The organism is Bacteroides sp. CAG:189 (genome assembly GCF_000432295.1).
GTDB classification, from domain to species: domain Bacteria; phylum Bacteroidota; class Bacteroidia; order Bacteroidales; family Bacteroidaceae; genus Bacteroides; species Bacteroides salyersiae.
The window spans coordinates 1-24470 of the sequence record NZ_HF991099.1 but is presented as its reverse complement, the minus strand read 5'-3'; the positions used below and the strand labels follow the sequence as shown (position 1 = coordinate 24470).

Annotated in this window: 19 protein-coding genes and 3 pseudogenes; 16 read left to right on the top strand and 6 right to left on the bottom strand. The window is 47.7% G+C overall.

Annotation, left to right across the window (positions count from 1 at the left end; genetic code table 11):
- Positions 1-114 precede the first annotated feature (114 nt).
- The 4 genes from QVP90_RS13825 to QVP90_RS13810 all read right to left on the bottom strand — a co-directional run bounded on the left by QVP90_RS13825 (position 115) and on the right by QVP90_RS13810 (position 4553).
- On the bottom strand, positions 115-999 hold the full coding sequence (locus QVP90_RS13825; protein ID WP_005930706.1) for an AraC family transcriptional regulator: 885 nt from the start codon (positions 997-999) through the stop codon (positions 115-117).
- A 366-nt stretch (positions 1000-1365) separates the two neighbouring features.
- The gene (gene uxuA, locus QVP90_RS13820) at positions 1366-2544 is read right to left on the bottom strand and encodes a mannonate dehydratase (RefSeq protein WP_005930703.1); all 1179 of its coding nucleotides are present in this window, start codon (positions 2542-2544) and stop codon (positions 1366-1368) included.
- A 103-nt stretch (positions 2545-2647) separates the two neighbouring features.
- Positions 2648-3460, bottom strand: coding sequence for an SDR family oxidoreductase (locus QVP90_RS13815; protein ID WP_005930700.1), 813 nt, complete (start codon positions 3458-3460; stop codon positions 2648-2650).
- 19 nt (positions 3461-3479) lie between these two features.
- Positions 3480-4553 carry a LacI family DNA-binding transcriptional regulator gene (locus tag QVP90_RS13810; RefSeq protein WP_007481887.1) on the bottom strand — a complete coding sequence of 358 codons (1074 nt, stop codon included), beginning with the start codon at positions 4551-4553 and terminating at the stop codon, positions 3480-3482.
- A 428-nt stretch (positions 4554-4981) separates the two neighbouring features.
- On the opposite strand from QVP90_RS13810, the gene QVP90_RS13805 reads away from it, so the two are divergent.
- From QVP90_RS13805 to QVP90_RS13795, 3 genes are all read left to right on the top strand, one after another.
- Entirely contained in the window at positions 4982-7282 is a 2301-nt protein-coding gene (locus QVP90_RS13805; protein ID WP_025819097.1) for a TonB-dependent receptor, read from the top strand.
- 47 nt (positions 7283-7329) lie between these two features.
- The gene (locus QVP90_RS13800; protein WP_021936773.1) at positions 7330-8724 is read left to right on the top strand and encodes a DUF4374 domain-containing protein; all 1395 of its coding nucleotides are present in this window, start codon (positions 7330-7332) and stop codon (positions 8722-8724) included.
- 99 nt (positions 8725-8823) lie between these two features.
- Positions 8824-10047: a PepSY-associated TM helix domain-containing protein gene (locus QVP90_RS13795; RefSeq protein ID WP_021936772.1), complete on the top strand. Its 1224-nt coding sequence runs from the start codon at positions 8824-8826 to the stop codon at positions 10045-10047.
- Positions 10048-10233: 186 nt separating this feature from the next.
- Here QVP90_RS13795 and QVP90_RS13790 read toward each other — a convergent pair whose 3' ends face one another.
- Positions 10234-11130 (bottom strand): helix-turn-helix domain-containing protein, encoded by an 897-nt coding sequence (locus QVP90_RS13790; RefSeq protein ID WP_021936771.1) that lies wholly within the window; start codon positions 11128-11130, stop codon positions 10234-10236.
- 174 nt (positions 11131-11304) lie between these two features.
- On the opposite strand from QVP90_RS13790, the gene QVP90_RS13785 reads away from it, so the two are divergent.
- The 3 genes from QVP90_RS13785 to QVP90_RS13775 all read left to right on the top strand — a co-directional run bounded on the left by QVP90_RS13785 (position 11305) and on the right by QVP90_RS13775 (position 14497).
- On the top strand, positions 11305-12438 hold the full coding sequence (locus QVP90_RS13785; RefSeq protein WP_007481882.1) for an aldo/keto reductase: 1134 nt from the start codon (positions 11305-11307) through the stop codon (positions 12436-12438).
- An 8-nt stretch (positions 12439-12446) separates the two neighbouring features.
- Positions 12447-13442: a flavin reductase gene (locus tag QVP90_RS13780; protein WP_021936770.1), complete on the top strand. Its 996-nt coding sequence runs from the start codon at positions 12447-12449 to the stop codon at positions 13440-13442.
- A 95-nt stretch (positions 13443-13537) separates the two neighbouring features.
- Positions 13538-14497, top strand: coding sequence for an aldo/keto reductase (locus QVP90_RS13775; RefSeq protein WP_021936769.1), 960 nt, complete (start codon positions 13538-13540; stop codon positions 14495-14497).
- 44 nt (positions 14498-14541) lie between these two features.
- Here QVP90_RS13775 and QVP90_RS13770 read toward each other — a convergent pair whose 3' ends face one another.
- Positions 14542-15453, bottom strand: coding sequence for a helix-turn-helix domain-containing protein (locus QVP90_RS13770; RefSeq protein ID WP_021936768.1), 912 nt, complete (start codon positions 15451-15453; stop codon positions 14542-14544).
- 138 nt (positions 15454-15591) lie between these two features.
- Between QVP90_RS13770 and QVP90_RS13765 the strand changes: the two genes are divergently transcribed.
- The 10 genes and pseudogenes from QVP90_RS13765 to QVP90_RS13720 form a co-directional block, all read left to right on the top strand.
- On the top strand, positions 15592-16536 hold the full coding sequence (locus QVP90_RS13765) for an aldo/keto reductase (protein ID WP_021936767.1): 945 nt from the start codon (positions 15592-15594) through the stop codon (positions 16534-16536).
- Positions 16537-16559: 23 nt separating this feature from the next.
- Positions 16560-17255 (top strand): RibD family protein, encoded by a 696-nt coding sequence (locus tag QVP90_RS13760; RefSeq protein ID WP_021936766.1) that lies wholly within the window; start codon positions 16560-16562, stop codon positions 17253-17255.
- 1 nt (position 17256) lies between these two features.
- On the top strand, positions 17257-18093 hold the full coding sequence (locus QVP90_RS13755; RefSeq protein WP_021936765.1) for an aldo/keto reductase: 837 nt from the start codon (positions 17257-17259) through the stop codon (positions 18091-18093).
- A 355-nt stretch (positions 18094-18448) separates the two neighbouring features.
- A complete protein-coding gene (locus QVP90_RS13750) occupies positions 18449-19315 on the top strand; it encodes a DUF3737 family protein (protein WP_021936764.1) in 867 nt (288 codons plus the stop codon).
- Positions 19316-19334: 19 nt separating this feature from the next.
- Positions 19335-20858, top strand: coding sequence for an MATE family efflux transporter (locus tag QVP90_RS13745; protein WP_021936763.1), 1524 nt, complete (start codon positions 19335-19337; stop codon positions 20856-20858).
- 114 nt (positions 20859-20972) lie between these two features.
- Positions 20973-21392: pseudogene (locus QVP90_RS13740) on the top strand (aminotransferase class I/II-fold pyridoxal phosphate-dependent enzyme); the annotation flags it as partial.
- 128 nt (positions 21393-21520) lie between these two features.
- Positions 21521-22279, top strand: a pseudogene (locus QVP90_RS13735) (MalY/PatB family protein); the annotation flags it as partial.
- A gap of 116 nt (positions 22280-22395) precedes the next feature.
- The gene (locus tag QVP90_RS13730; protein ID WP_055294325.1) at positions 22396-23340 is read left to right on the top strand and encodes an aldo/keto reductase; all 945 of its coding nucleotides are present in this window, start codon (positions 22396-22398) and stop codon (positions 23338-23340) included.
- A 16-nt stretch (positions 23341-23356) separates the two neighbouring features.
- The gene (locus QVP90_RS13725) at positions 23357-24364 is read left to right on the top strand and encodes an amidohydrolase family protein (protein ID WP_317197267.1); all 1008 of its coding nucleotides are present in this window, start codon (positions 23357-23359) and stop codon (positions 24362-24364) included.
- Positions 24365-24375: 11 nt separating this feature from the next.
- Positions 24376-24470 (top strand): annotated as a pseudogene (locus QVP90_RS13720) (SDR family oxidoreductase); the annotation flags it as partial.

Genomic DNA, 24470 nt, shown 5'->3' with positions numbered 1-24470 from the left:
AGTAGTCAAGTAGTTAAGTAGAAATGACTTGTCTGATGTATTCTACTTAACTACCTACTACTTAACTACTTACTACTTGACTACTGAGTGTGAATAATGTAGGATAGAGGGCTTCTAAATCGCTTTTTTATTTTTCACACCATACTGTTTTTGGTATTCGGTAGGCAACATATGGACGCTCTTTTTGAATTGCTCGATAAAGTTGGACAGGTTATTGAATCCCACTTCCATGCTTACGGTGGATATCTTCATTTTTCCTTCAATCAAGAGCCGCTTGGCATGTCCGATACGCATATCGTTCAGATATTGTACGAAGGTCTTCTTGGTCCGCTCCTTGAAATAGCGGCAAAAGGCAGTAGGGGTAAGACCTACCAAGCCGGCTACCTCTTCCAGTTTAATCGGTTGGTTAAAGTTCTTCACCAGATATTGATATATCTTATTGAAACGTTCAAAGTCGGAAGAATTGACGGACTGGGTGAAACCTACACTGGCGAGAAGTTCATATTCTTCCGTATTAGCCATCATTTCGAGCAAAGTGATCAGATTGGTAACCCGTACCGCCCCATTCGAATTGAAAGTGCTGCGGATAAAGTCCGCAATACGGTCACGGGCGGTTCCGGTGAATTTTATCCCCCGCCGGGAACGTTCTATCAGATTACGGATATTCATGAATTCGGGCAAATTAATCATGACCCCCTCAAACAGCTCTTTACGGAAATACACACACAGGCATACGGAACGCAATCCGGTTCCTTCTCCGAAAAACTCTTTGTCATTCCTCCATTCATGGGGCAACTGAGGTCCGATGATACAGACATCGCCCACTTCATAATTTTCGATATGATCACCAACAAAGCGGGTACCGCTTCCCTGCTCTATGCACATGATCTCTATTTCGGGATGATAATGCCACGGAACAATGAAATAAGGCAGATCTTCCCTGTAAAAGTTGATGTAGTGTTCCACAGAAAACGGGAGTTCCTGATAAAGTGGTTTCATAGTGATATCGAGTTGAACTATTATGTAATTTGAGATTGTAGCGGGAGCAAATATATACGATTAATATCAAAAGTACAAATAAAAAGTGTACACTCTTTATTATAAGAATGTACACTTCAGTTCTTAAGTAGTCTCCCGGGCTATTCATGTCTCGGTCGTCTTCGGGGACTGGCAGAATTGCGCGGGCTCGAAATGGGCATTGCAAAATCTATTTTTGATAAAGAGTAGTTAAGTAGTCAAGTAGTTAAGTAGTCAAGTAGTAAGTAGTCAAGTAGAAATGACTTGTCTGATATATTTTCCTTAACTATTTGCTACTTAATCACTCAACTACTTACTACTTGACTACTTAACTACTTGACTACTTAACTACTCTTTATCAAAAATAGATTTTGCAATGCCCATTTCGAGCCCGCGCAATTCTGCCAGTCCCCGAAGACGACCGAGACATGAATAGCCCGGATTGGTCTTTTTCTTCAAATCATCAATCATCTGATGGCCGTGATCCGGACGCATGGCAATGGAACATTTGCGACGTTGCTGCAACTTCAACAAGTTTTTCATGACGTTGTACATATCCACATCTCCTTCCAGATGATTGGCTTCGTAGAAATTGCCTTCGGCATCACGCTGGGTACTACGCAGATGAACAAAATTAACGCGGTCTCCCTGACGTTCCATTATTCCGGCAAGATCATTGTCGGCACGTACACCAAAAGAACCGGTACAGAGACAAAGACCGTTCGATTCATTAGGAACCGCTTCTATCAATTTAATGAAATCCTCCTCCGTGCTCATGATACGGGGCAGGCCCAAAATGGAGTAAGGAGGATCATCCGGATGGATCACCAACTTCACCCCCACCTCATCGGCCACCGGAGCAATCTCTTTCAAGAAGAAGATAAGATTGGCACGGAGCTTTTCGGCATCGATATCATTGTATCTGTCGAGAGCTTCTTGGAATTGCTCAACGGTGAAACTCTCTTCGGAACCGGGAAGACCGGCAATCATATTACGGACAAGAAGTTTCTTGTCGTCTTCGCTCATCTGTTCGAAACGGGCTTTCGCCTTGGCAATTTCTTCGGCTGTATAATCCTTCTCGGCATTGGGGCGTTTGAGGATGAACAGATCGAAAGCCACAAAAGCCGCCTTTTCAAAACGAAGGGCTTTAGAACCGTCGGGCAGAGTATAAGCAAGATCCGTACGGGTCCAGTCGAGCACCGGCATGAAATTGTAAGTGACAACCATCACTCCACACTTCGCCAGATTACGGATGCTCTCTTTATAATTCTCGATATATCTCATGAAATCTCCGGTCTGAGTCTTGATATGTTCGTGTACGGGTACACTTTCGACTACCGACCAGGTAAGACCGACTTCTTCAATCATCTGCTTCCGCTTCATGATCTCCTCCACTGTCCACACTTCTCCGTTAGGGATGTGATGAAGGGCATTTACTATTCCGGTGGCACCGGCCTGCTTGATATCCCACAGGCTTACAGGGTCATTAGGACCATACCAGCGCCAAGTTTGTTCACATAGGTACATAATAATTTTATTTACGATTTGACGATTTACGATTTACGATTGAAATTACAGTTATTTCAAGCTATTAGCTACTAACTCCTAACTTCTAACTCCCACCTCCCAATCAAATTGAGAAAGCATCGAAGCCACCGTCGATAACAGCTACAGTACCGGTTACGAATTTTGAGGCATCGCTGATAAGATATTGGATAGTTCCATACAAGTCTTCCGGTTCACCGAAACGGCCAAACGGAGTATGGGCTAAAATTGTTTTGGAACGATCGGTCAAAGAGCCGTCAGGGTTTGTCAATAGAGTACGGTTCTGGTCGGTGAGGAAGAATCCGGGGGCAATGGCATTGACACGAAGGCCGTCACCGAATTTAAGAGCCAGTTCACCGGCCATGTATTTGGTGAAATTGGCTATTGCAGCTTTGGCTGTTCCGTAACCGACCACACGAGTCAACGGACGGAGTGCAGATTCTGAACAGAAGTTGACGATGCTGCCTTTTTTCTGATCGACCATGATGCCGGCAAATACCATTGTAGGCAAAACGGTTCCGAAAAGGTTTAAATCGACCACCTTTTTGAAAGCGTCGATCTCAAGATCAAAGAAAGTTTTGTCCGGTGCAATGGTGGCTCCCGGCATATTTCCGCCGGCGGCATTCAGCAATACGTCGATGCGGCCGTAAGCTTTCATGATTTCCACTTTATTTCCTTCGAGTACCTCTTTATTCATGACATCGGTATAAAGAAACATGGCGTCTCCCCCCTCCGCTTTGATGCCTTGCACCAGAGCATTTCCGGCTTCTTCGCTGCGGTCGAGAATAACAATCTTAGCTCCCTCTTTTGCCAGATAGGCAGCAATACCTTTACCTAAAATACCGGCTCCACCGGTGATAACAACAACTTTGTCTTTTACACTAAATAATTCGTTCATGATTTCCTGTTTTATAAAGTTATAATTTCTTATTCAGATAATATTTCAGATTCTCTTTAATGAGAATATCTATCGGCATCAGATTTACCTTATCGGGACGCTGCTTCAACACAAGATAATTGCATAAAGACTTAATGCCATCGTATCCCTGCTGTTCCGGCCGTTGGGCTATCAAGGCCGTGATAATGCCTTCGGACAGTAATTGAGTATTCTTCCCTATCAAGTCATAGCCTACCAATTTGACATTTTCCAACCCTCTCTCTTTAAGGTAATTTCCCAAAATATAACAGGTTGAATTGAAAATAACCGCTCCCTCGATCCGGGGATTGGCACGGAATATCTCATCGAGTCTGGCAAAATTATAATCCGTATCGTCTATCCTTAATTCCACTTCATGGATATTTCCTTCAAATCCCTGTTCGGTGAGATATTGGCAAAAGCCTTCCCTCCGGTTCTTCCCCTGATTGGAGTCGTTCTTGCCGCTATGCACAATCCGGGATATCAGAATATCCGAATGGCTGCCAAGCTGGCTCATCAGCAATTTGGCCGCAATGAATCCGGCATCATAAGACTCCGTACCGAAATAAGCAAGCTGATGCTCACCCACAATATTAGAGTCCACATAAACGTAAGGAATATCCCGGGCATCGAGTTCGCGCGAAAGACGGACTACGGAATCGGTGAACAAAGTGGCAATCAGCACGCCGTCAATATCTTCTTCATCAAAAAGAGTACGCACAATTGCATCAAAGGTATGGTTGTCGTACTGGTCAAAGAAAAGTTTGGTAACATTGACATTGTAAAATTCGGTCTCGGAAGCGGCTTTGTCTATCCCTTCGGAAATGGCTTCCCAATATTCTCCCGGTTTAAAAGAAGGAGTAATGGCAAGGAAATGGTACTGCTTTTTAGAAGCTAAGGAACGGGCCATCAGATTAGGTTGATAATTCGCTTTCTCAAGGATCGCTCTTACTTTTTTCTCATTTTCCTCCGACACACGGCCACGGTTATGTATCACCCGGTCTACCGTGCCAACGGATACACCGGCCATTTCGGCAATGTCTATAATGCGAATGTTTGGAGATTCTTTGTTCATAGGATAAATACCTTAAAACTCTTTTTCTTCTGCAAAAGTAAAATGAATAACCCGGATAAGCAATAGTGTGTACGCACACACATTCTGCAATAAAAACAATATAACACTATATATCAACAGTTTAATAATTATCTAATAGTAATAATATGTTTTCAAACATATAAAGAATGGAAATTTCATCCCAACGCAGGTTATTCCGGTAATATACCTTATTATGGTGATTGCATCATATACTATATCCGATATTCGATCTATGCAGATTACCTAATAGTAGCGATTGTGCAAATGACGATAAATAAAGACCTTTGCAACGCATTAAAAACGTTTAATACACAAAGGATATTTTGAAAACAAGAAGCCTAAAATTAACTCTGACTTTTTTGATAATTGCCTGTCTATCGACTTCTGCATATGCGCAACACAGGGCAATGCTCTCCGGCAAAATTATATCTGCCGAGAATAAAGAAACCATTGATTTTGCCACTGTCTACCTGAAAGGTACACAATTCGGCTGTACTACTAATGAAAAAGGAATCTATCATCTGAAAGCCCCCGCAGGAGACTATACATTAATCGTATCTGCCGTAGGATTCGAAACGGTAGAGAGAAAAGTGCACCTGACCGAAGGGGAAAGAAACAAATTGAACATCGTGATAAAACCGTCTACTACCGAACTGGATGAAGTGGTGATAACTTCTACGGGAGTCAGCCGAATCAAAAGATCGGCATTCAACGCAGTGGCTGTCGATACAAAAGAACTTCAGAATACAACGAAGAATCTGAGCGACGCATTGGCCAAAGCACCGGGAATGAAACTCCGTGAATCGGGCGGCGTAGGTTCGGACATGCAGCTCATGCTGGACGGTTTTAGCGGCAAGCACGTCAAGGTGTTTATTGACGGTGTACCACAGGAAGGTGTAGGAAGCTCTTTCGGCTTGAACAACATCCCTGTAAACTTTGCCGACCGCATCGAAGTATACAAAGGGGTGGTACCGGTAGGTTTCGGTACGGATGCCATTGGCGGAGTGATCAATATCGTCACCAACAAGAAACGTCAGCGTTGGTTTCTGGATGCTTCCTACTCCTACGGTTCGTTCAATACACATAAATCTTATGTCAATTTCGGACAGACTTTCGGTAACGGGCTCACTTACGAGATCAATGCTTTCCAGAACTATTCGGACAACGATTATCATGTATATGCTCCGGTAGAAGATTTTGAAACCGGCAGAATCGATAAGGATAAGAGGGTACGTGTAAAGCGTTTCAACGACACTTACCATAATGAGGCCGTTATCGGTAAAATCGGAATCGTGGATAAAAAATGGGCGGACCGCCTGATGTTCGGTTTTACCTATTCGCACATGTACAAAGAGATACAGACGGGGGTACGCCAGGAAATAGTATATGGACAGAAACACCGCAAAGGCCATTCGCTGATGCCGTCACTGGAATATAGCAAGCAGAATCTGTTCACCAAAGGACTGGATGTAGTGCTGACTGTAAACTATAACAAGAATACGACTACCAATGTGGATACCGCTTCTTATAAATACAACTGGTACGGAGAAAAGAAATTATTAAATTCGCCCGGTGAACAATCCTACCAACATTCAGAGGCGGACAACAATAACTGGAACGGTACGTTCACCGCAAGATACCGTATCGGTAAAGCCCATATGTTTACGTTCAACCATGTGCTGAATACGTTCCACCGGTCCAACACCTCACTGCTTGCCAAAGAAAAACAGGAAGACGCCATTGCCAAAGAGACCCGCAAGAATATTTCCGGCCTGTCCTATCGTCTGATGCCTTCCGATAAATGGAATTTCTCCGTATTCGGCAAGTATTACGATCAATTCGTGGCAGGTCCGATGGCTACCACCGCCAATCAAAGCAATTATGAACGAACGACCCGCAGTATCAGTTCCATGGGTTATGGCGCGGCAGGTACCTACTTCATCCTGACAGGACTTCAAGCAAAACTGTCTTATGAGAAAGCTTATCGCCTGCCTACCATCGAAGAGATGTTCGGTGATGAAGACCTTGAAATGGGAGATATCGGCATAAAACCCGAAAACAGCGATAATCTGAATTTCAGCCTGAGTTATAACAGAACTTTCGGTAAACATTCGATATATGTGGATGGCGGGCTGATCTACCGGAACACCAAAGATTACATCCAGCGCAACATTGCCGACCTGAGTGGTGGTAAATACGCTGCTACTTACATAAACTACGGCAAAGTGCTGACGAAAGGATTTAATATCTCCGCCCGTTATAACTTCGCCAAATGGCTCAGTGTAGGAGGAAATTTCACGAAAATGGATGTACGCGATAATATGGAGAAATCTATTTCCAGCAATGCCGTAAACCTTGCCTATCGTGAACGTATGCCCAACCTCCCGTATATGTTTGCCGATTCGGATGTAAGTTTTTTCTGGAATAACCTCTGGAAAAAGGGCAATACGCTGACCGTATCTTATGACAACCAATATCTGCACAGTTTCACGTATTATTCGTCCAATATCGGTTCGAATAAGGGTGATTATGTAGTACCCAACCAGTTCTCACACAATCTGGCACTCTCTTACAGTTTGAAGAACGGACGATATAACCTGTCATTCGAATGCCGCAATTTTACAGACGAGAAACTGTATGACAACTTTAGTCTCCAAAAAGCCGGACGCGCGTTCTATGGAAAAGTACGTATCCACTTCGGCAATTAAAAATAAACAAATAAGTAAATAACAATTAGCTTAAAATTAAAAATTACATGAAGAAAAATTTCTTTTTTAACGGACTCCTTGCAACAGCAATGGTCGGATTGACATTGACAGCTTGTTCTGATGACGAAAAGGGCAACGGATCGAGTACTGTAGACAAAGGCGAATATGTCATCGCATCTTCTGTTACCGCATCCGGAAATACAACCAATGTACTGGTGACTTCCGAAACTCTGAACGGAGGGACGGTTTCTACGATAAACAATGGTCTGGTAAACGACGGCGCCACACAATGGGTGTTCTATAAAGACCAATACCTGTATGGATTGACCTACAATCAAGGCAATGCCGGTACGACCCGCTCTTTTTTCATGAATGCCAATTATGAAATGCAGGCCCGTTCGGGCGAGTATGCAGTGAAACGGTTCACTACTTACGGCATCTATGGCAAATATATCATGACCTCCTCTACCGGTGACGGTCCTACACAGTACGCGGATGAGAACGGCTATTTACCTAAAATGTTCCTGCTCTCTTATCTTGATGTACCGAATGAGACATTTACCACAAATGACACCCAGAATAAGGCCTACATGTCGGAAAACTTTCTGGGTAATGGCGAATATGTAACATTGGCCGGTATCCTGGAATATAACAGCAAAATTTATAGCGCCGCAGTTCCGATGGGTTTAAGCCAGTACGGAGGAAAAGCAGATGGAGGGAAATGGATACTTCCGGGAAATGAAGACCTCGTGAAAAAAGAAGATGGCGGTTCGAACAGCAGCAAATACAAGAAAGGTGAATTGCAGTGGACGCAATATCCCAATGAATGTTGGGTGGCTATCTTTGATGATGAGACGCTTACTACCAAGAAACTCATCAAGACAGACAAAATCAGCTATGCCTGCGGACGTATGAAATCGCAATATTACCAGACTATCTGGGCAGCAGACAACGGCGATATCTACGTATTCTCCCCGAGCTATGCCAAAACAATGGACGATGCCCGCCAACAGACGACTTTGGATGCCGGTGTCGTACGTATCAAAGCCGGAACAGAAGAATTCGACCCGAGTTATTATTATAGCATCGAAGACCAGACCAATGGAAAATCTTTCCTTCGTTGCTGGCACCTCACCGGAGACTACTTCCTGTTGTTAATGTATGACCGTCCTTTGGACGAAGAAGACTTCACAGCCAACCAACTGGCTATTTACAAAGGAGAAACCGGAAAACTCACCTATGTAGAGGGGCTGCCTTCAACCGACCAGATTTCCGGATTCGGCAATACACCATATACGGAAAATGGCCTTACTTATATTGCCGTAACCACTACCGACGGCCATCCCGGTATCTATAAAATCGATCCGGTAAATGCCACGGCTACAAGAGGTGTTACAGTAGAAGCCACACAAATCAGCGGTGTCGGAAGACTGAAACCTTAAATAGGCAAACAGATAATAATATAAAAGAGCCTGCAAGCCGTATGCGCTTATGCAGGCTCCTTTTATAGCTCTACTCATAACTCCACGAAAAAAGCTTATATGAAAAAGAAATTTCGCCAAATACATCTCTGGCTCTCCGTTCCTTTCGGCATCATCATCTCCATCCTCTGCCTGTCGGGAGCAGCCCTCGTCTTTGAAAACGAAATAACAGAAGCACTCAACCACGATTTCTATTATGTGGAAAAAGTAGGATCGACTCCCTTGCCTGCCGGAGAGCTGGCAAAAAAGGTAGCGGCAACTTTGCCCGACAGTGTATCGGTCACAGGTATCAGTATCCCGGCCGATCCGGCAAGGGCCTATCAAGTCAACCTTTCCAAGCCCAGACGGGCATCTGTATACATCGATCCGTATACAGGCGAAATAAAAGGTAAATACGAACGTACGCCGTTCTTCACTACAATGTTCAAACTACACCGGTGGCTACTGGACAGCATGAAACCGGATGGTGGGATTTTCTGGGGAAAAATGATCGTAGGAACAAGCACGCTGATGTTTATCTTTGTTCTGATATCCGGTATCGTCGTTTGGATACCCCGTACTGCCAAAGCATGGAAGAATAGCTTTAAGATATCCGTCAATAAAGGGTGGAGAAGATTCTGGTACGACCTGCACATTGCAGGAGGATTGTACACTTTCCTCTTCCTGCTGGTTATGTCGCTCACCGGGCTGACATGGTCTTTCGGATGGTATCGTACAGGATTCTACAAAGTATTCGGTGTGGAGACTACACAAGGAGCTTCCCATCACGGCGCCCTCTCTCAAACAACGGAGAAAGAAAAAGGACACCGGGGAGAAAAAAACGAAAGAGGTGATGCCGAAAATCCGAACCGCAAAGACAAAGAGGGCAAAGAAAATGATCGGGAAGGACGCCGCAAAGGCAACGGAGAACAGTCTCCATATGCTTCATGGCAAAGGGTGTATGAGCAACTGAAAGCACAAAATCCCGGCTACAGGCAAATCACCGTATCAAACGGTAGTGCAACTGTCTCTTTCAATCGTTTGGGCAATCAACGGGCAGCAGACCGGTACAACTTTAATCCGAAAAACGGCGAAATCACTGAAACGACTCTTTACAAAGACCTCGACAAATCGGGAAAGATACGCGGATGGATATTCTCTGTACACGTAGGCAGTTGGGGTGGTATGCTCACCCGTATCCTGAGTTTTATCGCGGCATTGGTCGGAGGTACATTGCCGTTGACAGGATATTATCTGTGGATAAAAAAGGAAATGGGACGGTCGGCAAGAAAAAGGAAACAATAAAAAAAACAACGAAGAATGAAATGCAACCGTCCATAGGCAAAATGCAAGAATTCCCACGCAGACGGTATCCGGATGATAACCGATGAGCGTTCCGTCGCAAGTACGGAAGAATCGCACGAGGATCGGCAGAGTCGTCGATATAAAGTCCGGGAAATTGCAGTTCGTTCATAGCTTGCTATATAAAGACTAATTTTGAGAACGAAATTCATTGGGCGTATAACCCGTCACCCGTTTGAACATCCGGCTTAGATGCTGCGGGTATTGGAACCCCAGCCCGTAAGCAATCTCGCTCGTCGTCTTATCCGTACCAAGTAAGGCTTCTTTAGCCCGCTCGATAAGTTTGTTTTGAATATATTCCGAAGCGGTCTGCCCTGTCTGTTTACTGATCATATCTCCGAAATAATTCGCAGACAGAAATACCTTGTCGGCAAAATACTTGACGGTCGGTAATCCCTCTCGTATCGGGGTATCGCTGTCAAAATACTCGTCTAATAGTCGCTCGAAACGGACGACAATGTCCTTATTTACCTCTTCTCGTGTGGTGAACTGCCTCTCATAGAAGCGCATACAGTAGTCGAGCAGTAGTCCGATATTGGCACAAATCAACCGACGGCTGTGCTTGTCGATACTATGCTTCAGTTCTGCCTCTATTTTATGCAGGCAGTCCATTACGGTTTCACGTTCTTCCTCTGAAAGATGCAACGCCTCGCGAGTCTCATAAGAGAAGAATGAGTAGTTCTTAATTTCCTGACCGAGTGCGGTGCCCCGAATTAGGTCGGGATGGAACAGAATACCATGGGCATTCGGTTGAGTATTTTTCAGCATCTCGGTCTCTGCAACCTGACCGGGGGCGAAACTGACAATCGTACCGTCCTGGTAGTCGTAACTTTGACGTCCATACATGATGTTCCCGCAGTAGGTGTCCTTCAGATAAAGGGCATATACACCATAGTTGATCTTAAAGTGTTCCGGCCACTGCGTTGCCTTCGACAAATCGACAACACTCACTAACGGATGTCGTGTTTCAAGTCCGAACAGTTTGTTGTATTTATCTATTTCATCGAGTTTTATAACTTCTTCCATAAGCGTTTATTTAAATTCTTTCGAGCAAAAGTAATTCATTTGATTTGAATTACATACGGTCCTATTGCAGAATCGAGGATTCGGGTATGAATATCCGTAAATCGTATACAAGCCGGCTTATTCAATCGCGGTAAATTTGCAATCAGAAAATGAACAATGAAAAAATAGAAGATTATGGATCGCAGAAATTTCTTAAGGACGGCATCGAGTTTTGCACTACTCGCAACCGGAGCTACGACTGGTGTTTCCCGTGTGTTAGCCAAAGCACCTTCGTTCTCTTTGACTGGAAATCAGTCTGATGAAAATACGTCGAATACGGACGATACAATGGAGTATCGTAAGCTCGGAGGATTGGATGTATCGGCTATCGGTCTTGGATGCCTGCCAATGGTGGGTTATTACGGCGGGAAGTACGACAAAAAGGATATGATCGCTCTGATTCGCCGGGCATACGACAAAGGCGTCACTTTCTTCGATACGGCGGAGGTCTATGGCCCTTACACCAGCGAAGAGTGGGTCGGCGAGGCACTCGCACCGTTTCGCGACAAAGTGAAAATCGGGACGAAATTCGGCTTCGGCGTCGAGGAGAAACAACCGACCGCTATCAACAGCCGTCCCGATCACATCCGCCGGGCTGTGGAAGGTTCGCTGAAACGCCTGCGCACCGACCATATCGACCTGTTGTATCAGCACCGTGTCGATCCTGCCGTTCCGATGGAGGATGTGGCCGGAACGGTAAAGGATTTGATGCAGGAGGGGAAAGTGCTGCATTGGGGGCTGTCGGAAGCGAGTGCCCGTTCCATCCGTCGGGCGCACGCCGTCTGTCCGCTTTCCGCCGTACAGAGCGAGTATGCCATCTGGTGGCGGGAGCCTGAAACGAAAATCTTCCCGACATTGGAAGAGTTCGGTATCGGCTTCGTGCCTTATTGTCCGTTGGGGCGTGCGTTTCTTACCGGAATTATCAATGAAAATAGCCGTTTCTACGAGGGCGACCGCCGTTGGAACCTGCCGCAGTTCACGCCCAGAGCCTTGAAGCACAATATGCCGCTCATCGCCTTGGTACGCAAATGGGCCGAGCGCAAGGGAGTTACACCCGCGCAATTCGCTTTGATATGGATGTTATCTCGCAAATCGTGGATTGCTCCGATACCCGGAACAACCAATCCGGCACACTTGGACGAGCTGCTCGGAGCGGGAACCGTCCGCCTCTCGGCCTGGGAGATGGAGGAGTTCGACAGGGAATATGCTCGAATCGACCTCATGGGCCATCGTGCCGACCCGTTCACCGAAAGTCAAATAGATAAATAGAAGCAAAGATGATAAAAACAATACTGGGTATTCTGTCGCTGTCGGTCATGCTCTCGTGCAGTACGGCCGTGAAGGAGAATACCGCTCACCCCGATATTATGGAAACGAACAAGAAAAATCTCGGAAATCTCTTAGCACTCTATCCCAAACCGATGACGGTTGTAGGGGCGGAAGTCGAAGGGAAAGTAAACTGGCTCGTGGTGGGACACACGGGTGTTATCGGCCATGACCGGATACTGGTCAGCATGAGTAAAAGTCATTATACCAATCAAGGCATCAAGAAATCAAAACGGCTTTCCGTCAATCTTGTGAGCCGTGAAATGCTGCCGAAAGCCGACTATGTCGGAAGCGTCAGCGGTGCGGCGGTCGATAAATCGAAGGTCTTCGCTTACCATACTGGCGAATACGGTACGCCCGTCATCGACGCATCGCCGCTCACGATGGAATGTGAAGTGGTGGATATTTATGAAACCGACGGCTTCGACAATTTCATTTGCGCAATAGTCAATACATACGCCGCTTCCGATGTGCTCGACAATGATGGAAAACTCGACTATACGAAACTGAAACCTGTATTGTTCGAGTTCCCGACCTATTCCTATCTCGCTACGGGAGAGATTATAGGTAAATGCCTGAATCTGGATAAACAGCCGGGAATATGCGTTAAAGAACCGATGAATGTCGATGGTATCGTACGATTGTCGAAAATCGAGGTTTATCCGCAATATCTTGACGGGTATATGAGATACGCTACCGAGGTGGGTGAAATCTCTCTACGTACCGAACCGGGCGTGCTGACGATGTATGCGGTCGGCGAAAAAGAGAATCCCTGTAAGGTAACTATTCTCGAAACGTATGCGAGTCGCGAGGCATACGAGAAACATATCGCTTCGGAACACTTTCAGAAATATAAGCAGGGGACACTGCATATGGTCAAGTCGTTGGTATTGTCCGATCAGATGCCGCTCAATCCGGCCAACAAACTCAATAACTTCATGGAATAGATAATGTTTCTTATTCAGGTTATTGGAATGGATTCGGAGTGTATCTACAATTATGATTGAATATCTTGAAAAACTAATTATTACGATATTATGACATGGATTTCAAAGAATTGAACAATGGAGTAAAGATGCCAATACAAGGCTTCGGTGTCTTTCTGATACCCGATGCCGCCGAGTGCGAAAGGGTCGTTACCGATGCGCTGACTGTCGGCTACCGACTCATCGACACCGCTTCGGTCTATGGCAACGAACGAGCGGTCGGTACGGCTATCAGGGAAAGCGGCATTCCGCGTGAGGAGCTGTTCATCACGACCAAAGCGTGGATTTCGGAAATGGGTTACGAACGGACATTGCGGGCATTCGATGCTTCGCTCGCCCGTTTGGGGCTGGATTACCTTGACCTCTATCTCATCCACATGCCTTTCGGCGACTGTTACGGCGCATGGCGAGCTATGGAAGAACTCTATGCTCAAGGACGTGTACGGGCTATCGGAGTGTGCAATTTCGAACCGGACAGATTGTTGGATTTATGCCATAATACCAGAGTTATTCCGGCGGTAATGGAAGAACTCTATGCTCAAGGACGTGTACGGGCTATCGGAGTATGCAATTTCGAATCAGACAGATTGTTGGATTTATGCCATAATGCCAATGTTATTCCAGCGGTCAATCAGGTAGAGGTGCATCCTTATACTCCGCAAACCGATGCGATACGAATTATGCAGTCACTCGGCATACAAGCAGAGGCATGGGGCCCTTTGGCCGAAGGACGGAACGGATTGTTCACGGACGACATTCTGACCGGTATCGGTCGCAAATACGATAAATCGGCAGCGCAAGTCGTATTGCGCTGGCATTTACAGCGCGGAGTTGTCGCCATTCCCAAATCGGTACATCGGCAGCGGATGGAAGAAAATTTCAACATCGAGGATTTCATGCTGACGCCGGAGGATATGGCCGCAATCGCTTCCATGAATACGGGACACAACACGATTCTCGACTTGCACGCTCCGGAAGAGGTGCAACGGCTCTATGGTATCGAGTGTCCTGCATGACAGATATTTTCTTGATTTTTCTGAAGTTCCGGTAATCAATAAGGTTATCGGAACTTTCGTTCCCTTATATCTCTGCTGTATTCCGAGAGAGTCTGTCCGGTCTGTTTTTTGAACATGCGACTTAAATGTTGCGGGTATTCGAATCCCAAGTCATAAGCGATCTGCGTGATTTGTTCGCCGTTGATAAGTTTACTTTTGACCATATCGATGATATGGCGACGGATATGTTCTCCAGCAGTTTCTCCGGTTTCTTTCTTTATCAAATCACTGAAATAATTGCGCGACATACATAACTGCTCAGCACAATATTGTACGCCGGGCACTCCGTTTGAGTATTGTTTTTCCTTCTCATAATATTCTTTGAGAATGTGCTCGAAACGTGCCAGCACATCACTGTTACCCGCTTTGCGTGATGTGAATTGCCGGTCGTAAAAACGAAGGCAGTGTTTTAGAATCAGTTCTATATATGAAACAATGATTGTTTCCTGATGTCTGTCGTGTGTTTTGGTCAATTCGGTCTGCAACATTTTCATAAACCGAACGAAGGTTTCCCGTTCTTCAGTTGTCATATGGAGGGCCTCGTTAGCTTGATAAGAAAAGAAAGAGAAGTCTTTGATGTGATTACCCAACGGGGTTCCATGCAACAAGTCAGGAGAGAAAAGCAAGGCCCATCCCTTGATATGGAATTTCTGTCCGTTATACTCTACTCCTCCTATTTGCCCGGGCGACACGCAGATGAGCGTTCCCGCGTTATAGTCGTATTTGCTGCATCCGTAGGTCAGGTCTTCCAATGTGTCGTCCCGCAAGAAAAGTGCATAGACTGAAAATTGGCTGCGTGTATGCAGGATGGGCGTGACGGTATCGTAATCTATCACGCTGACCAAAAGGTGCTGGTCGGCATGTCCTACAAAAGTGTTGTAGTCATGGACGTTTTTTACTTTTAGTATATTATCCATATTCCCTATACTATCAATCGATTACAAATTTACGACAATTCTTGGATAATCCGGATTTTTGGTACGAAAATCCGGATTTCGTACCCGTTTGGGGCTGGAGAACCGGATAATTTTGCAATAGAATAAAAATTAAGAATTATGGATAGACGTGATTTTCTAAAAAAGACGGTAACGGTCGCCGGTGGAATCGCAGCAAGCCGACTATTGGGGGAAACGAATGTTTTGGCAGCCGGGCGTTCTATATCGAATACCGACCCTATCATGGATTATGCGACGCTTAACAACGGCATAAGGATGCCGATTTTGGGATACGGCACATTGCGTATTCCGGTCGAGCGCTGTGCTGAATGCGTGTCGGAAGCGATACGGAAAGGCTGGCGTCTGATCGATACCGCCAAAAATTATGCGAACGAGACAGAAGTGGGTAAAGGTATCCGGCAGAGCGGTATCGACCGGAGCGAGGTGTTCATCACTTCGAAAATCGCTCCCGATGCCATGCGTAGCGGCAAGGTGCGCGAGTCGCTCGACCGGACGATCGAAGCATTCGGGGGAACGTATGTCGATCTGATGCTGATTCATTGGCCGGTAGCCGGAAAGGTCGAGGAGACATGGAAAATCATGGAGGAGTATGTCGATGCAGGGAAGATCCGCGCCATCGGAGTAAGTAACTTCAACCCGCATCACGTGGACGAATTGCTGGCATACGCCCGTATCAAGCCTGCCGTCAACCAGATCGAGATTCATCCCTACATGACGCAGCAGGAGGTCGTGGGTAACACCTTCGCCAAAGGTATTCAGGTCGAGGGATGGGCCCCGTTGGGACAGGGAGGTGCGGTTCTTCAGGACGGGACAATCGGCGCCATTGCCCGAAAACACGGCAAAAGCATCGCGCAGGTAATCCTGCGCTGGAACATCCAGCGCGGTCTGATTGCCATCCCCCGGTGCGACAATGCCGATTATACGGCAGAGAACATGGATATATTCGATTTCGAACTCTCGCCCGTGGAGATGTCCGTCATCAACGGGCTGAACCGCAACGAGCGTACTTACGAGAAGAACGACCCGGATAATTTCCCGTGGTAAACAACTTATAATGCTATAAATATATGAACAGACCTTATGTGATATTGACAATGATGACCTCCATCGACGGAAAGATTGAAGGAGATTTCATCCACGACCACAACGAAGAGTTGGGTGACTGGTTCGAACTGCAAAAGCTCGAAGACACCGATGCGTGGGGTAACGGAAGCAACACGCACGAGAAGTATTTCAGCGATGCGAGTATAGACCTTTCGCCTTATGCCGAAGCCGAATCCCCGACGGAAGACCATGTGCTGCTGAAACCGTCGCCCTACATCGTATCGTTCGACACGAAAGGGAAAGTATTGTGGAACGCAGATTCTTTGGAGTTTCCAGACGGTGTCCGCAATCAGGTGCTCGTTGTTACGACCCGAAGCGTCCGTCCTGAATATGTCGCTTATCTGCGGAAGATGCGGATACCCTTTATTCTGGCAGGAGATACGGCCATCGATCTGCCTGCGGCACTCGACAAACTCTATTCGCTTTTCGGTATCCGGCGCTTCGCCATTGTCGGCGGAGCGACCATCAATGCCCGGTTCATTCAGGAGAATTTGGTGGATGAGATACGTCTTGTGGTCGCACCGTTTATCGACGGCAGCAAGGAACTGACCATTACCGAAATGCCGGACAATACGCGGCTGACGAAAGCCTTTGCACTCGACCGGGTCGAGCGATTGGAACATGATGGAATTTTAATCATTTATAAACGAAACAAGTAATATGAAAACGGTAAAATTGAACAATGGAATTGAAATGCCCGTGCTGGGCTTGGGAACTTTTCTGTCGAACGACCCGGCAGTGTGCGAGCAGAGTGTCGTGGACGCCATATCTTTGGGCTATCGGCTGATAGACACGGCGCAAGGATACGGCAACGAAGAGCATATCGGACGGGCCATCGCCCGGTGCGGCGTGCCTCGCGAGGAACTTTTCATCACGACCAAGGTGTGGTTCGGGAATTACGGGAACACCCGCGCCTCGGTCGAGGAGTCGATGCGGAAGTTGCAAACGGACTATCTCGACCTCGTACTGCTGCACTGGCCGTTCGGCGATACATACGCCGCATGGCGGGCGCTGGAGGAACTTTATGCCGAAGGTAAAATCCGCGCCATCGGGGTATCGAACTATACCGCCGACCGTCTGGTGGACTTGGTGAACTACAACAAGGTGGTTCCTGCCGTGAACCAGGTCGAGACCAACCTCGTGTCGCAACAGACCGAAGTTCGGACTTGGATGGATAAACTCGGTGTTCAGCACATGGGCTATGCCCCGTTCGGACAGGGTAAAATCAATGAAATCTACGCTGACGAGGCATTGCAGTATATCGCCGGCCGCTATCACAAGACGGTGCGCCAAGTGGTATTGCGCTTCCAGATTCAGTCGGACGTGGTCGTTATCCCCAAGACGACGCACATCGAACGCATGAAGGAGAACCTCGAAGTGTTCGATTTCGAACTGCTCGATAACGAAATGGAGATACTGCGGGCTCTTGACCAAGGACAGCCCCTTATCGGAAATCCCCAGAATCCGGATTTGGTTTCTTCTTCCATTGGCTGGTAACTGCATTAAGGTACTTGAACAAGAGAGCCGGTGTCTGAAATATGATATCGGTTCTTTGCCATATAATCCACTACTACACGTTAAAACAGAGTTATATTAGGCTTTAGGCAATTTGTGTAAGAATCGGCAACAAGCATAATCCGTAATTTGGGTACGAATACCGGGAATTTGTCTACAAAGTATGTGGCAGATACCATCTATTTTTGCATCAGAGAGATAAAATATTACCTCTCCATTACAAGGTGAACTTCAGAACAAAGCAGTTTGAGCCTTGAAGCAAAGTTGTTATGGAGGGAGCTTCGTACTTTTGCACTGTTACAAGTTGAATATGAATAATAATTAAAATAAGGAAAGTATGAAAGTAATATCAAATGCAGAATTCGGTGGAGAAAGACCTCTGTTCGAATCACATGACTTACGTTTGGAGAATGTAATCATCCGTGCCGGAGAGTCAGCCATCAAGGAGTGCAGCAACATCGAAGCCGTCGATTGCCGTTTCGAGGGAAATTATCCTTTCTGGCACGTGCACGGTTTCGTTATTGACCGTTGTTTTTTCGATGTAGGCGGACGTTCGGCACTGTGGTACTCCGATAATCTGAAAATGACGAACACACGCATCGACGCCCCCAAGATGTTCCGCGAGATGCACGATATCGAAATCGAGAACGTGGAGATAAACGATGCCGACGAGGTGTTCTGGCGTTGCAAGAATTTGGACATCAAGAATCTGAAACTGCATGGTGGCACTTATCCGTTCATGTTCAGCAGCAATATCCGCATAGACGGGTTGGAGAGCGACAGCAAATACGTTTTCCAATACGTGAAAAATGTGGAGATTCATAACGCCAAGATTACGACAAAGGATGCCTTCTGGGAAGTGGAAAACGTGACAATCTACGATTCGGAACTCAACGGCGAATACCTGGGCTGGCATTCGCACAACCTTCGGTTGGTAAACTGCCACATCACCGGCGAACAGCCGCTTTGCTATGCTCACGACCTTATATTGGAAAATTGCACGTTCGGCCCCGACTGTGATCGGGCTTTCGAGTACAGCTCGGTGCAGGCCACCATCAAAGGTGTGATAGGCGGGGTGAAGAATCCGCGGACAGGTTGTATCACTGCCGAAAGTTACGGAGAGATTATCCTCGACGAGAATATCAAGGCTCCCGCCGATTGCAAGTTGAGACTTTGGGACGAGAAAACCTGTTTTACCGATTGACACCCTTGCAAATAACTTGATGGGAATAGGAAAAGGAAAGACCGATTACCTGTTATCGCTGATTCGCGAAGGGAAGCAAATGACGCTGGGGCAGCAGTTACGCCTGACTGCATACCTTAGCGTCCCTGCTATTATGGCGCAGGTATCCTCAATTGCCATGCAGTACATCGATGCTTCGATGGTGGGTAGCCTGGGCGCGAACGCCGCTGCTTCCATCGGATTGGTCTCAACTACGACATGGCTGTTTTGGGAATTATGCGCAGCTGCTGCAACAGGATTTTCCGTTCAGGTAGCACACCGGATCGGAGCCGGGGATTTCGCGGGAGCCCGAAAGATACTTCGCCAGTCGATTGCCGCCACTTTGGTTTTCAGCTCATTGTTGGCGGCTGTCGGCATTTCCATCAGTGGCATGCTTCCCGGCTGGTTGGGCGGTGATGAAGCAATACGGAGCGATTCATCCCTCTATTTTGGGATATTCGCACTTTTCCTTCCTGCCTTGCAGTTGAATTTCCTTGCAGGAGGCATGTTGCGTTGCAGTGGAAATATGCGTGTACCCAGCATGCTGAACGTGCTGATGTGCCTTTTGGATGTCGTGTTCAACTTCTTCCTTATTTTCCCTTCGCGGCAGGTGGAATGGTTCGGGGTGACATTTACCACTCCCGGCGCAGGCTTGGGCGTGGAAGGCGCAATATTGGGAACGGTGCTGGCCGAGCTCATCACTGCCGGCGGGATGATGTGGTATCTTTGCCGTCGCTCGCCCATGCTGAGACTGTCCGGAGAACGGGGAAGTTTCCTGCCTCGGAAAGAGACACTGAGTAAGGCTTTCCGCATCTCCCTGCCGATGGGATTCGAGCACATGGCCATTTGTGGGGCGCAGATCGCAACGACGGTGATCGTCGCACCACTTGGTATCATCGCCATTGCCGCCAACTCGTTCGCCATCACTGCCGAAAGTCTCTGCTATATGCCCGGCTACGGTATTTCGGAAGCTGCCACGACGTTGGTCGGCCAAAGCCTCGGAGCAAACCGTATCCGGTTGCTCCGTCGTTTCGCCAATATTACCGTCTGGTCGGGAATGCTGATTATGGGTGTTATGGGAGCGTTGATGTATGTGGCAGCTCCGCAAATCATAGGAGTGATGACCCCGGTAGAGGAAATCCGCATGTTGGGAATCGAGATTCTGCGGATAGAAGCCTTTGCGGAGCCGATGTTCGCGGCATCTATCGTAGCCTACGGTATATTCGTGATCCGCATGTTGGGAATCGAGATTCTGCGGATAGAAGCCTTTGCAGAGCCGATGTTTGCGGCATCTATCGTTGCCTACGGTGTATTCGTAGGTGTGGGTAATACATTCGTACCCAGTCTGATGAACTTCGGCAGCATTTGGGGCGTGCGACTGACACTGGCGGCATGGCTTGCTCCCACGATGGGACTACGCGGCGTGTGGCTTGCCATGTGCATCGAGCTTTGTTTCCGGGGAGTAATCTTCCTCGCGAGACTTTGGGGCAGTAACTGGATTTATAAATTACGAATAAATAGATAAGTTATGAAATACGATTTTGATACGATTGTCCCGCGTCGCGGGACGAACTCCTACAAATGGGACACTCCCGAAGAGGAAAATGTAATTTATAAATTACGAATAAATAGATAAGTTATGAAATACGATTTCGATACGATTATCCCGCGTCGCGGGACGAACTCTTACAAATGGGACACTCCTGAGGAGGAAAATGTGCTGCCCATGTGGGTGGCGGATATGGATTTCCGTACCGCACCCGCCATTATCGATGCCCTGCAAAAGCGGGTGGAGCACGGCATTTTCGGCTATACAAAAGTGCCCGAAACCTATTACGATGCGGTCGTCCGGTGGTTTGAAGACCGCCATCGTTGGCGGATAGATCCCCGGTGGATTATCTATACAAGCGGTGTCGTACCGGCTCTGTCGGCCATTATCAAAGCCCTGACCGTACCGGGCGACAAGGTAATCGTCCAGACTCCGGCATACAACTGCTTCTATTCGTCGATTCGCAACGACGGATGCGAACTGTCGGCCAATAACCTCATTTACCGAGATGGTCGGCTCTGTCGGCCATTATCAAAGCCCTGACCGTACCGGGCGACAAAGTAATCGTCCAGACTCCGGCATACAACTGTTTCTATTCGTCGATTCGCAATGACGGGTGCGAACTGTCGGCCAATAACCTCGTTTACCGAAACGGTCGCTACTCAATCGACTTCGACGACTTTGAAGCGAAAGCGGCCGACCCGAAGGCGAAACTGCTGTTATTGTGCAATCCTCACAATCCGGTCGGGCGGGTCTGGACTCCGGAAGAACTGCGATGCATCGGCGACATCTGCCTGCGCAACGGGGTGTTTGTCGTGGCGGATGAAATTCACGGCGAGCTGACCTACGAGGGGCATGACTACACGCCTTTTGCCTCCCTATCCGAGCGTTTCCAACAAAAGTCCGTGACCTGTGTTTCGCCGAGCAAGGCGTTCAACATCGCCGGGCTGCAAATCGCCAATATCGTCGCGGCCGATGAGGAGGTACGCCGCCGCATCGACCGTGCCATCAATATCAACGAAGTGTGCGACGTCAATCCGTTCGGCGTGATCGCTACGACAGCGGCTTACAACGAGGGTGGAGAGTGGCTCGATGCCTTGCGGAAATACCTGTGGGGAAATTACGAATATCTCTGCCGCTTTTTCGAGGAACGACTGCCGCAATATCCCGTGCTGCCGCTCGAAGGGACTTACCTGGTCTGGATAGACTGCCGGGCGCTCGGTATCGGTTCGGATGCCACGACCCTGCGCCTGCAAGAGGGACAGAAGCTGATGGTCAACTCCGGTACGATGTACGGCCCTGGCGGAGAGGGATTCATCCGCCTGAATATCGCCTGCCCCCGAACACTGCTTGCCGACGGATTGGAGCGGACGGCCCGTGTATTGGAATGCTGTTAAAAGATTGAAATCGAGTATTTGGGTATAAATATCCGTAAATCGTCTACAAACGGGATATTTTGAACCGTGTAATTTTGCAATATGAATTAGAAATTGAATAACGAAAAAAAATGGATATGGAAAAATTACCGTCAATAGCATTAGGCACATGGTCGTGGGGTGCAGGATTCGCCGGAGGCGACCAGGTATTCGGGAACAATCTCGGAGTGGAAGAACTGAAACCCGTATTCGACGAGGCGATGGCCAACGGGCTGAACCTCTGGGATTCCGCCGTGGTGTATGGCATGGGAGCTTCGGAAACAGTGCTTTCGACATTTACAAAGAACTGCAAGCGGGAGGATGTGTTTATCTCGACCAAGTTCACACCGCAAATTGCAGGCGATACGGAGAACCCGGTAGCAGATATGCTGGCAGGAAGTCTCGAACGCTTCGCCACCGATTACATCGACATCTACTGGATACACAACCCTGCCGATGTGGAGAAATGGACACCTTATCTTATCCCGTTGGTAAAAAGCGGCAAGGTAAAACGGATTGGTGTCTCCAATCACAACCTCACGCAAATCAAGCGTGCGGAGGAGATTCTCTCGGAAGAAGGGGTACATATCTCTGCCGTGCAGAATCATTACAGCCTGTTGTATCGTTCTTCGGAAAAAGCTGGTATTTTGGATTATTGCAAGGAGAACGGTATCGATTTTTGGTCTTACATGGTATTGGAACAAGGAGCGTTGAGCGGAAAATACGATACTGTGCACCCGCTGCCCGCCGGTAGCCAGCGTGGGGAGACCTATAATCCGTTGTTGCCACAAATCGAGAAGCTCGTTGCCGTGATGCGCACGGTCGGCGATAAATATGATATCACACCGGCGCAGGTCGCTCTGGCATGGGCGATAGCGAAAGGCACGACACCGATTATCGGCGTGACGAAACCCTCGCAAGTGCAGGATGCCTTGCAAGCGACAAAAGTTACCTTGACTGCCGATGAAATGAAGGCATTGGAAGAAACTGCCGAAAGTACCGGTGTCGATACGAGAGGTTCATGGGAAATGCCGATGGTTTAAGAAAGGAGGAATGGGTATGAAGCGTTATCTGATCGGTTTATTGAGTATGCTGTCCGTACATGCCGCTATGGGGCAACAGGCGATAGACGTGCATTGTCATAATATACTTCCCACGTTCAAGGAACTGTTGGACAGGCACGGGGCAGCTTTGGAAGAGACTTTCCCGCTTCCGGATTGGGATGTGGCTTCTCATCTGAAATTCATGGAAGAGGCGGGTATCGAAACATCCGTCCTTTCGATGCCTGCTCCCCAACCGTGGTTCGGCGATGCGGAAGAGAGCCGTCGTGCGGTCAGGCAATACAACGAGACGTGCGCCCGGCTGAAAGCGGATTATCCCGGCAAATTCCTCTTCTGTGCTTCATTGCCCCTGCCTGATGTGGACGCGGCTATCAAGGAAGCGGTCTATGTACTCGACACACTCGGTGCGGACGGCATCAAGCTGGCTACCAACAGCCGGGGACAGTACGTGGGCGATGCGGCACTCGATACGCTGATGCAAATTCTGAACGAGCGCCATGCCATCGTGATGCTGCATCCGCACAAACCTTCGCCCGTAAACGATGGAATCATTGCAACAACACCGCTGGCCGTTTACGAATATCCGGCCGAGACGACCCGTACCGTCGTCAATCTGATTGCCCGGAATGTTCCGGCCCGGTATCCGGATTTGAAGTTCGTCGTACCGCATTGCGGTTCATTTCTGCCGCTGGCCCTTCCGCGCATGAAGGCGGTATATCCGGCCATGGCGGCGAAAGGGCTTATGGAACCGATTGACTGGGATGCCAATCTGAAGGCGTTCTATTATGACCTTGCAGGAGGTGCAACGCCTGAAGTTGTCAAGGCTCTGCTGACCATAACCACCCCCGACCGGCTGCTTTACGGCTCGGATTATCCATACCAGCCGGCAACAGTTCTGACAGGAAATTTGAAACAATTGCGAACGTGGATAACCGATGATGCCGAGCTCGCACCTTTTGCAAAAAAAATCCTGCATGACAACGCCCTTAAATTGTTTGGCAGATAAAAATGAGTAATATGAAGAAAGAGGTAATGATATTGACCGGTGCCGGTCAGATAGGAATGGCGATAGCCCGCCGTATGGGATATGGGAAAAAGATCGTTGTCGGAGA

What these genes read in the sequence shown, in the direction of transcription:
- QVP90_RS13825 (WP_005930706.1), bottom strand. Translation starts at nt 999, where the DNA reads ATGAAACCACTTTATCAGGAACTCCCGTTTTCTGTGGAACACTACATC.
- QVP90_RS13725 (WP_317197267.1), top strand. Translation starts at nt 23,357, where the DNA reads ATGAAGCGTTATCTGATCGGTTTATTGAGTATGCTGTCCGTACATGCC.
- QVP90_RS13800 (WP_021936773.1), top strand. Translation starts at nt 7,330, where the DNA reads ATGAAGAAAAATTTCTTTTTTAACGGACTCCTTGCAACAGCAATGGTC.
- QVP90_RS13815 (WP_005930700.1), bottom strand. Translation starts at nt 3,460, where the DNA reads ATGAACGAATTATTTAGTGTAAAAGACAAAGTTGTTGTTATCACCGGT.
- QVP90_RS13775 (WP_021936769.1), top strand. Translation starts at nt 13,538, where the DNA reads ATGGATTTCAAAGAATTGAACAATGGAGTAAAGATGCCAATACAAGGC.
- QVP90_RS13810 (WP_007481887.1), bottom strand. Translation starts at nt 4,553, where the DNA reads ATGAACAAAGAATCTCCAAACATTCGCATTATAGACATTGCCGAAATG.
- QVP90_RS13755 (WP_021936765.1), top strand. Translation starts at nt 17,257, where the DNA reads ATGAAAACGGTAAAATTGAACAATGGAATTGAAATGCCCGTGCTGGGC.
- QVP90_RS13765 (WP_021936767.1), top strand. Translation starts at nt 15,592, where the DNA reads ATGGATAGACGTGATTTTCTAAAAAAGACGGTAACGGTCGCCGGTGGA.
- QVP90_RS13745 (WP_021936763.1), top strand. Translation starts at nt 19,335, where the DNA reads ATGGGAATAGGAAAAGGAAAGACCGATTACCTGTTATCGCTGATTCGC.
- QVP90_RS13780 (WP_021936770.1), top strand. Translation starts at nt 12,447, where the DNA reads ATGATAAAAACAATACTGGGTATTCTGTCGCTGTCGGTCATGCTCTCG.
- QVP90_RS13730 (WP_055294325.1), top strand. Translation starts at nt 22,396, where the DNA reads ATGGAAAAATTACCGTCAATAGCATTAGGCACATGGTCGTGGGGTGCA.
- QVP90_RS13760 (WP_021936766.1), top strand. Translation starts at nt 16,560, where the DNA reads ATGAACAGACCTTATGTGATATTGACAATGATGACCTCCATCGACGGA.
- QVP90_RS13785 (WP_007481882.1), top strand. Translation starts at nt 11,305, where the DNA reads ATGGATCGCAGAAATTTCTTAAGGACGGCATCGAGTTTTGCACTACTC.
- QVP90_RS13770 (WP_021936768.1), bottom strand. Translation starts at nt 15,453, where the DNA reads ATGGATAATATACTAAAAGTAAAAAACGTCCATGACTACAACACTTTT.
- QVP90_RS13795 (WP_021936772.1), top strand. Translation starts at nt 8,824, where the DNA reads ATGAAAAAGAAATTTCGCCAAATACATCTCTGGCTCTCCGTTCCTTTC.
- QVP90_RS13750 (WP_021936764.1), top strand. Translation starts at nt 18,449, where the DNA reads ATGAAAGTAATATCAAATGCAGAATTCGGTGGAGAAAGACCTCTGTTC.
- QVP90_RS13790 (WP_021936771.1), bottom strand. Translation starts at nt 11,130, where the DNA reads ATGGAAGAAGTTATAAAACTCGATGAAATAGATAAATACAACAAACTG.
- uxuA (WP_005930703.1), bottom strand. Translation starts at nt 2,544, where the DNA reads ATGTACCTATGTGAACAAACTTGGCGCTGGTATGGTCCTAATGACCCT.
- QVP90_RS13805 (WP_025819097.1), top strand. Translation starts at nt 4,982, where the DNA reads ATGCTCTCCGGCAAAATTATATCTGCCGAGAATAAAGAAACCATTGAT.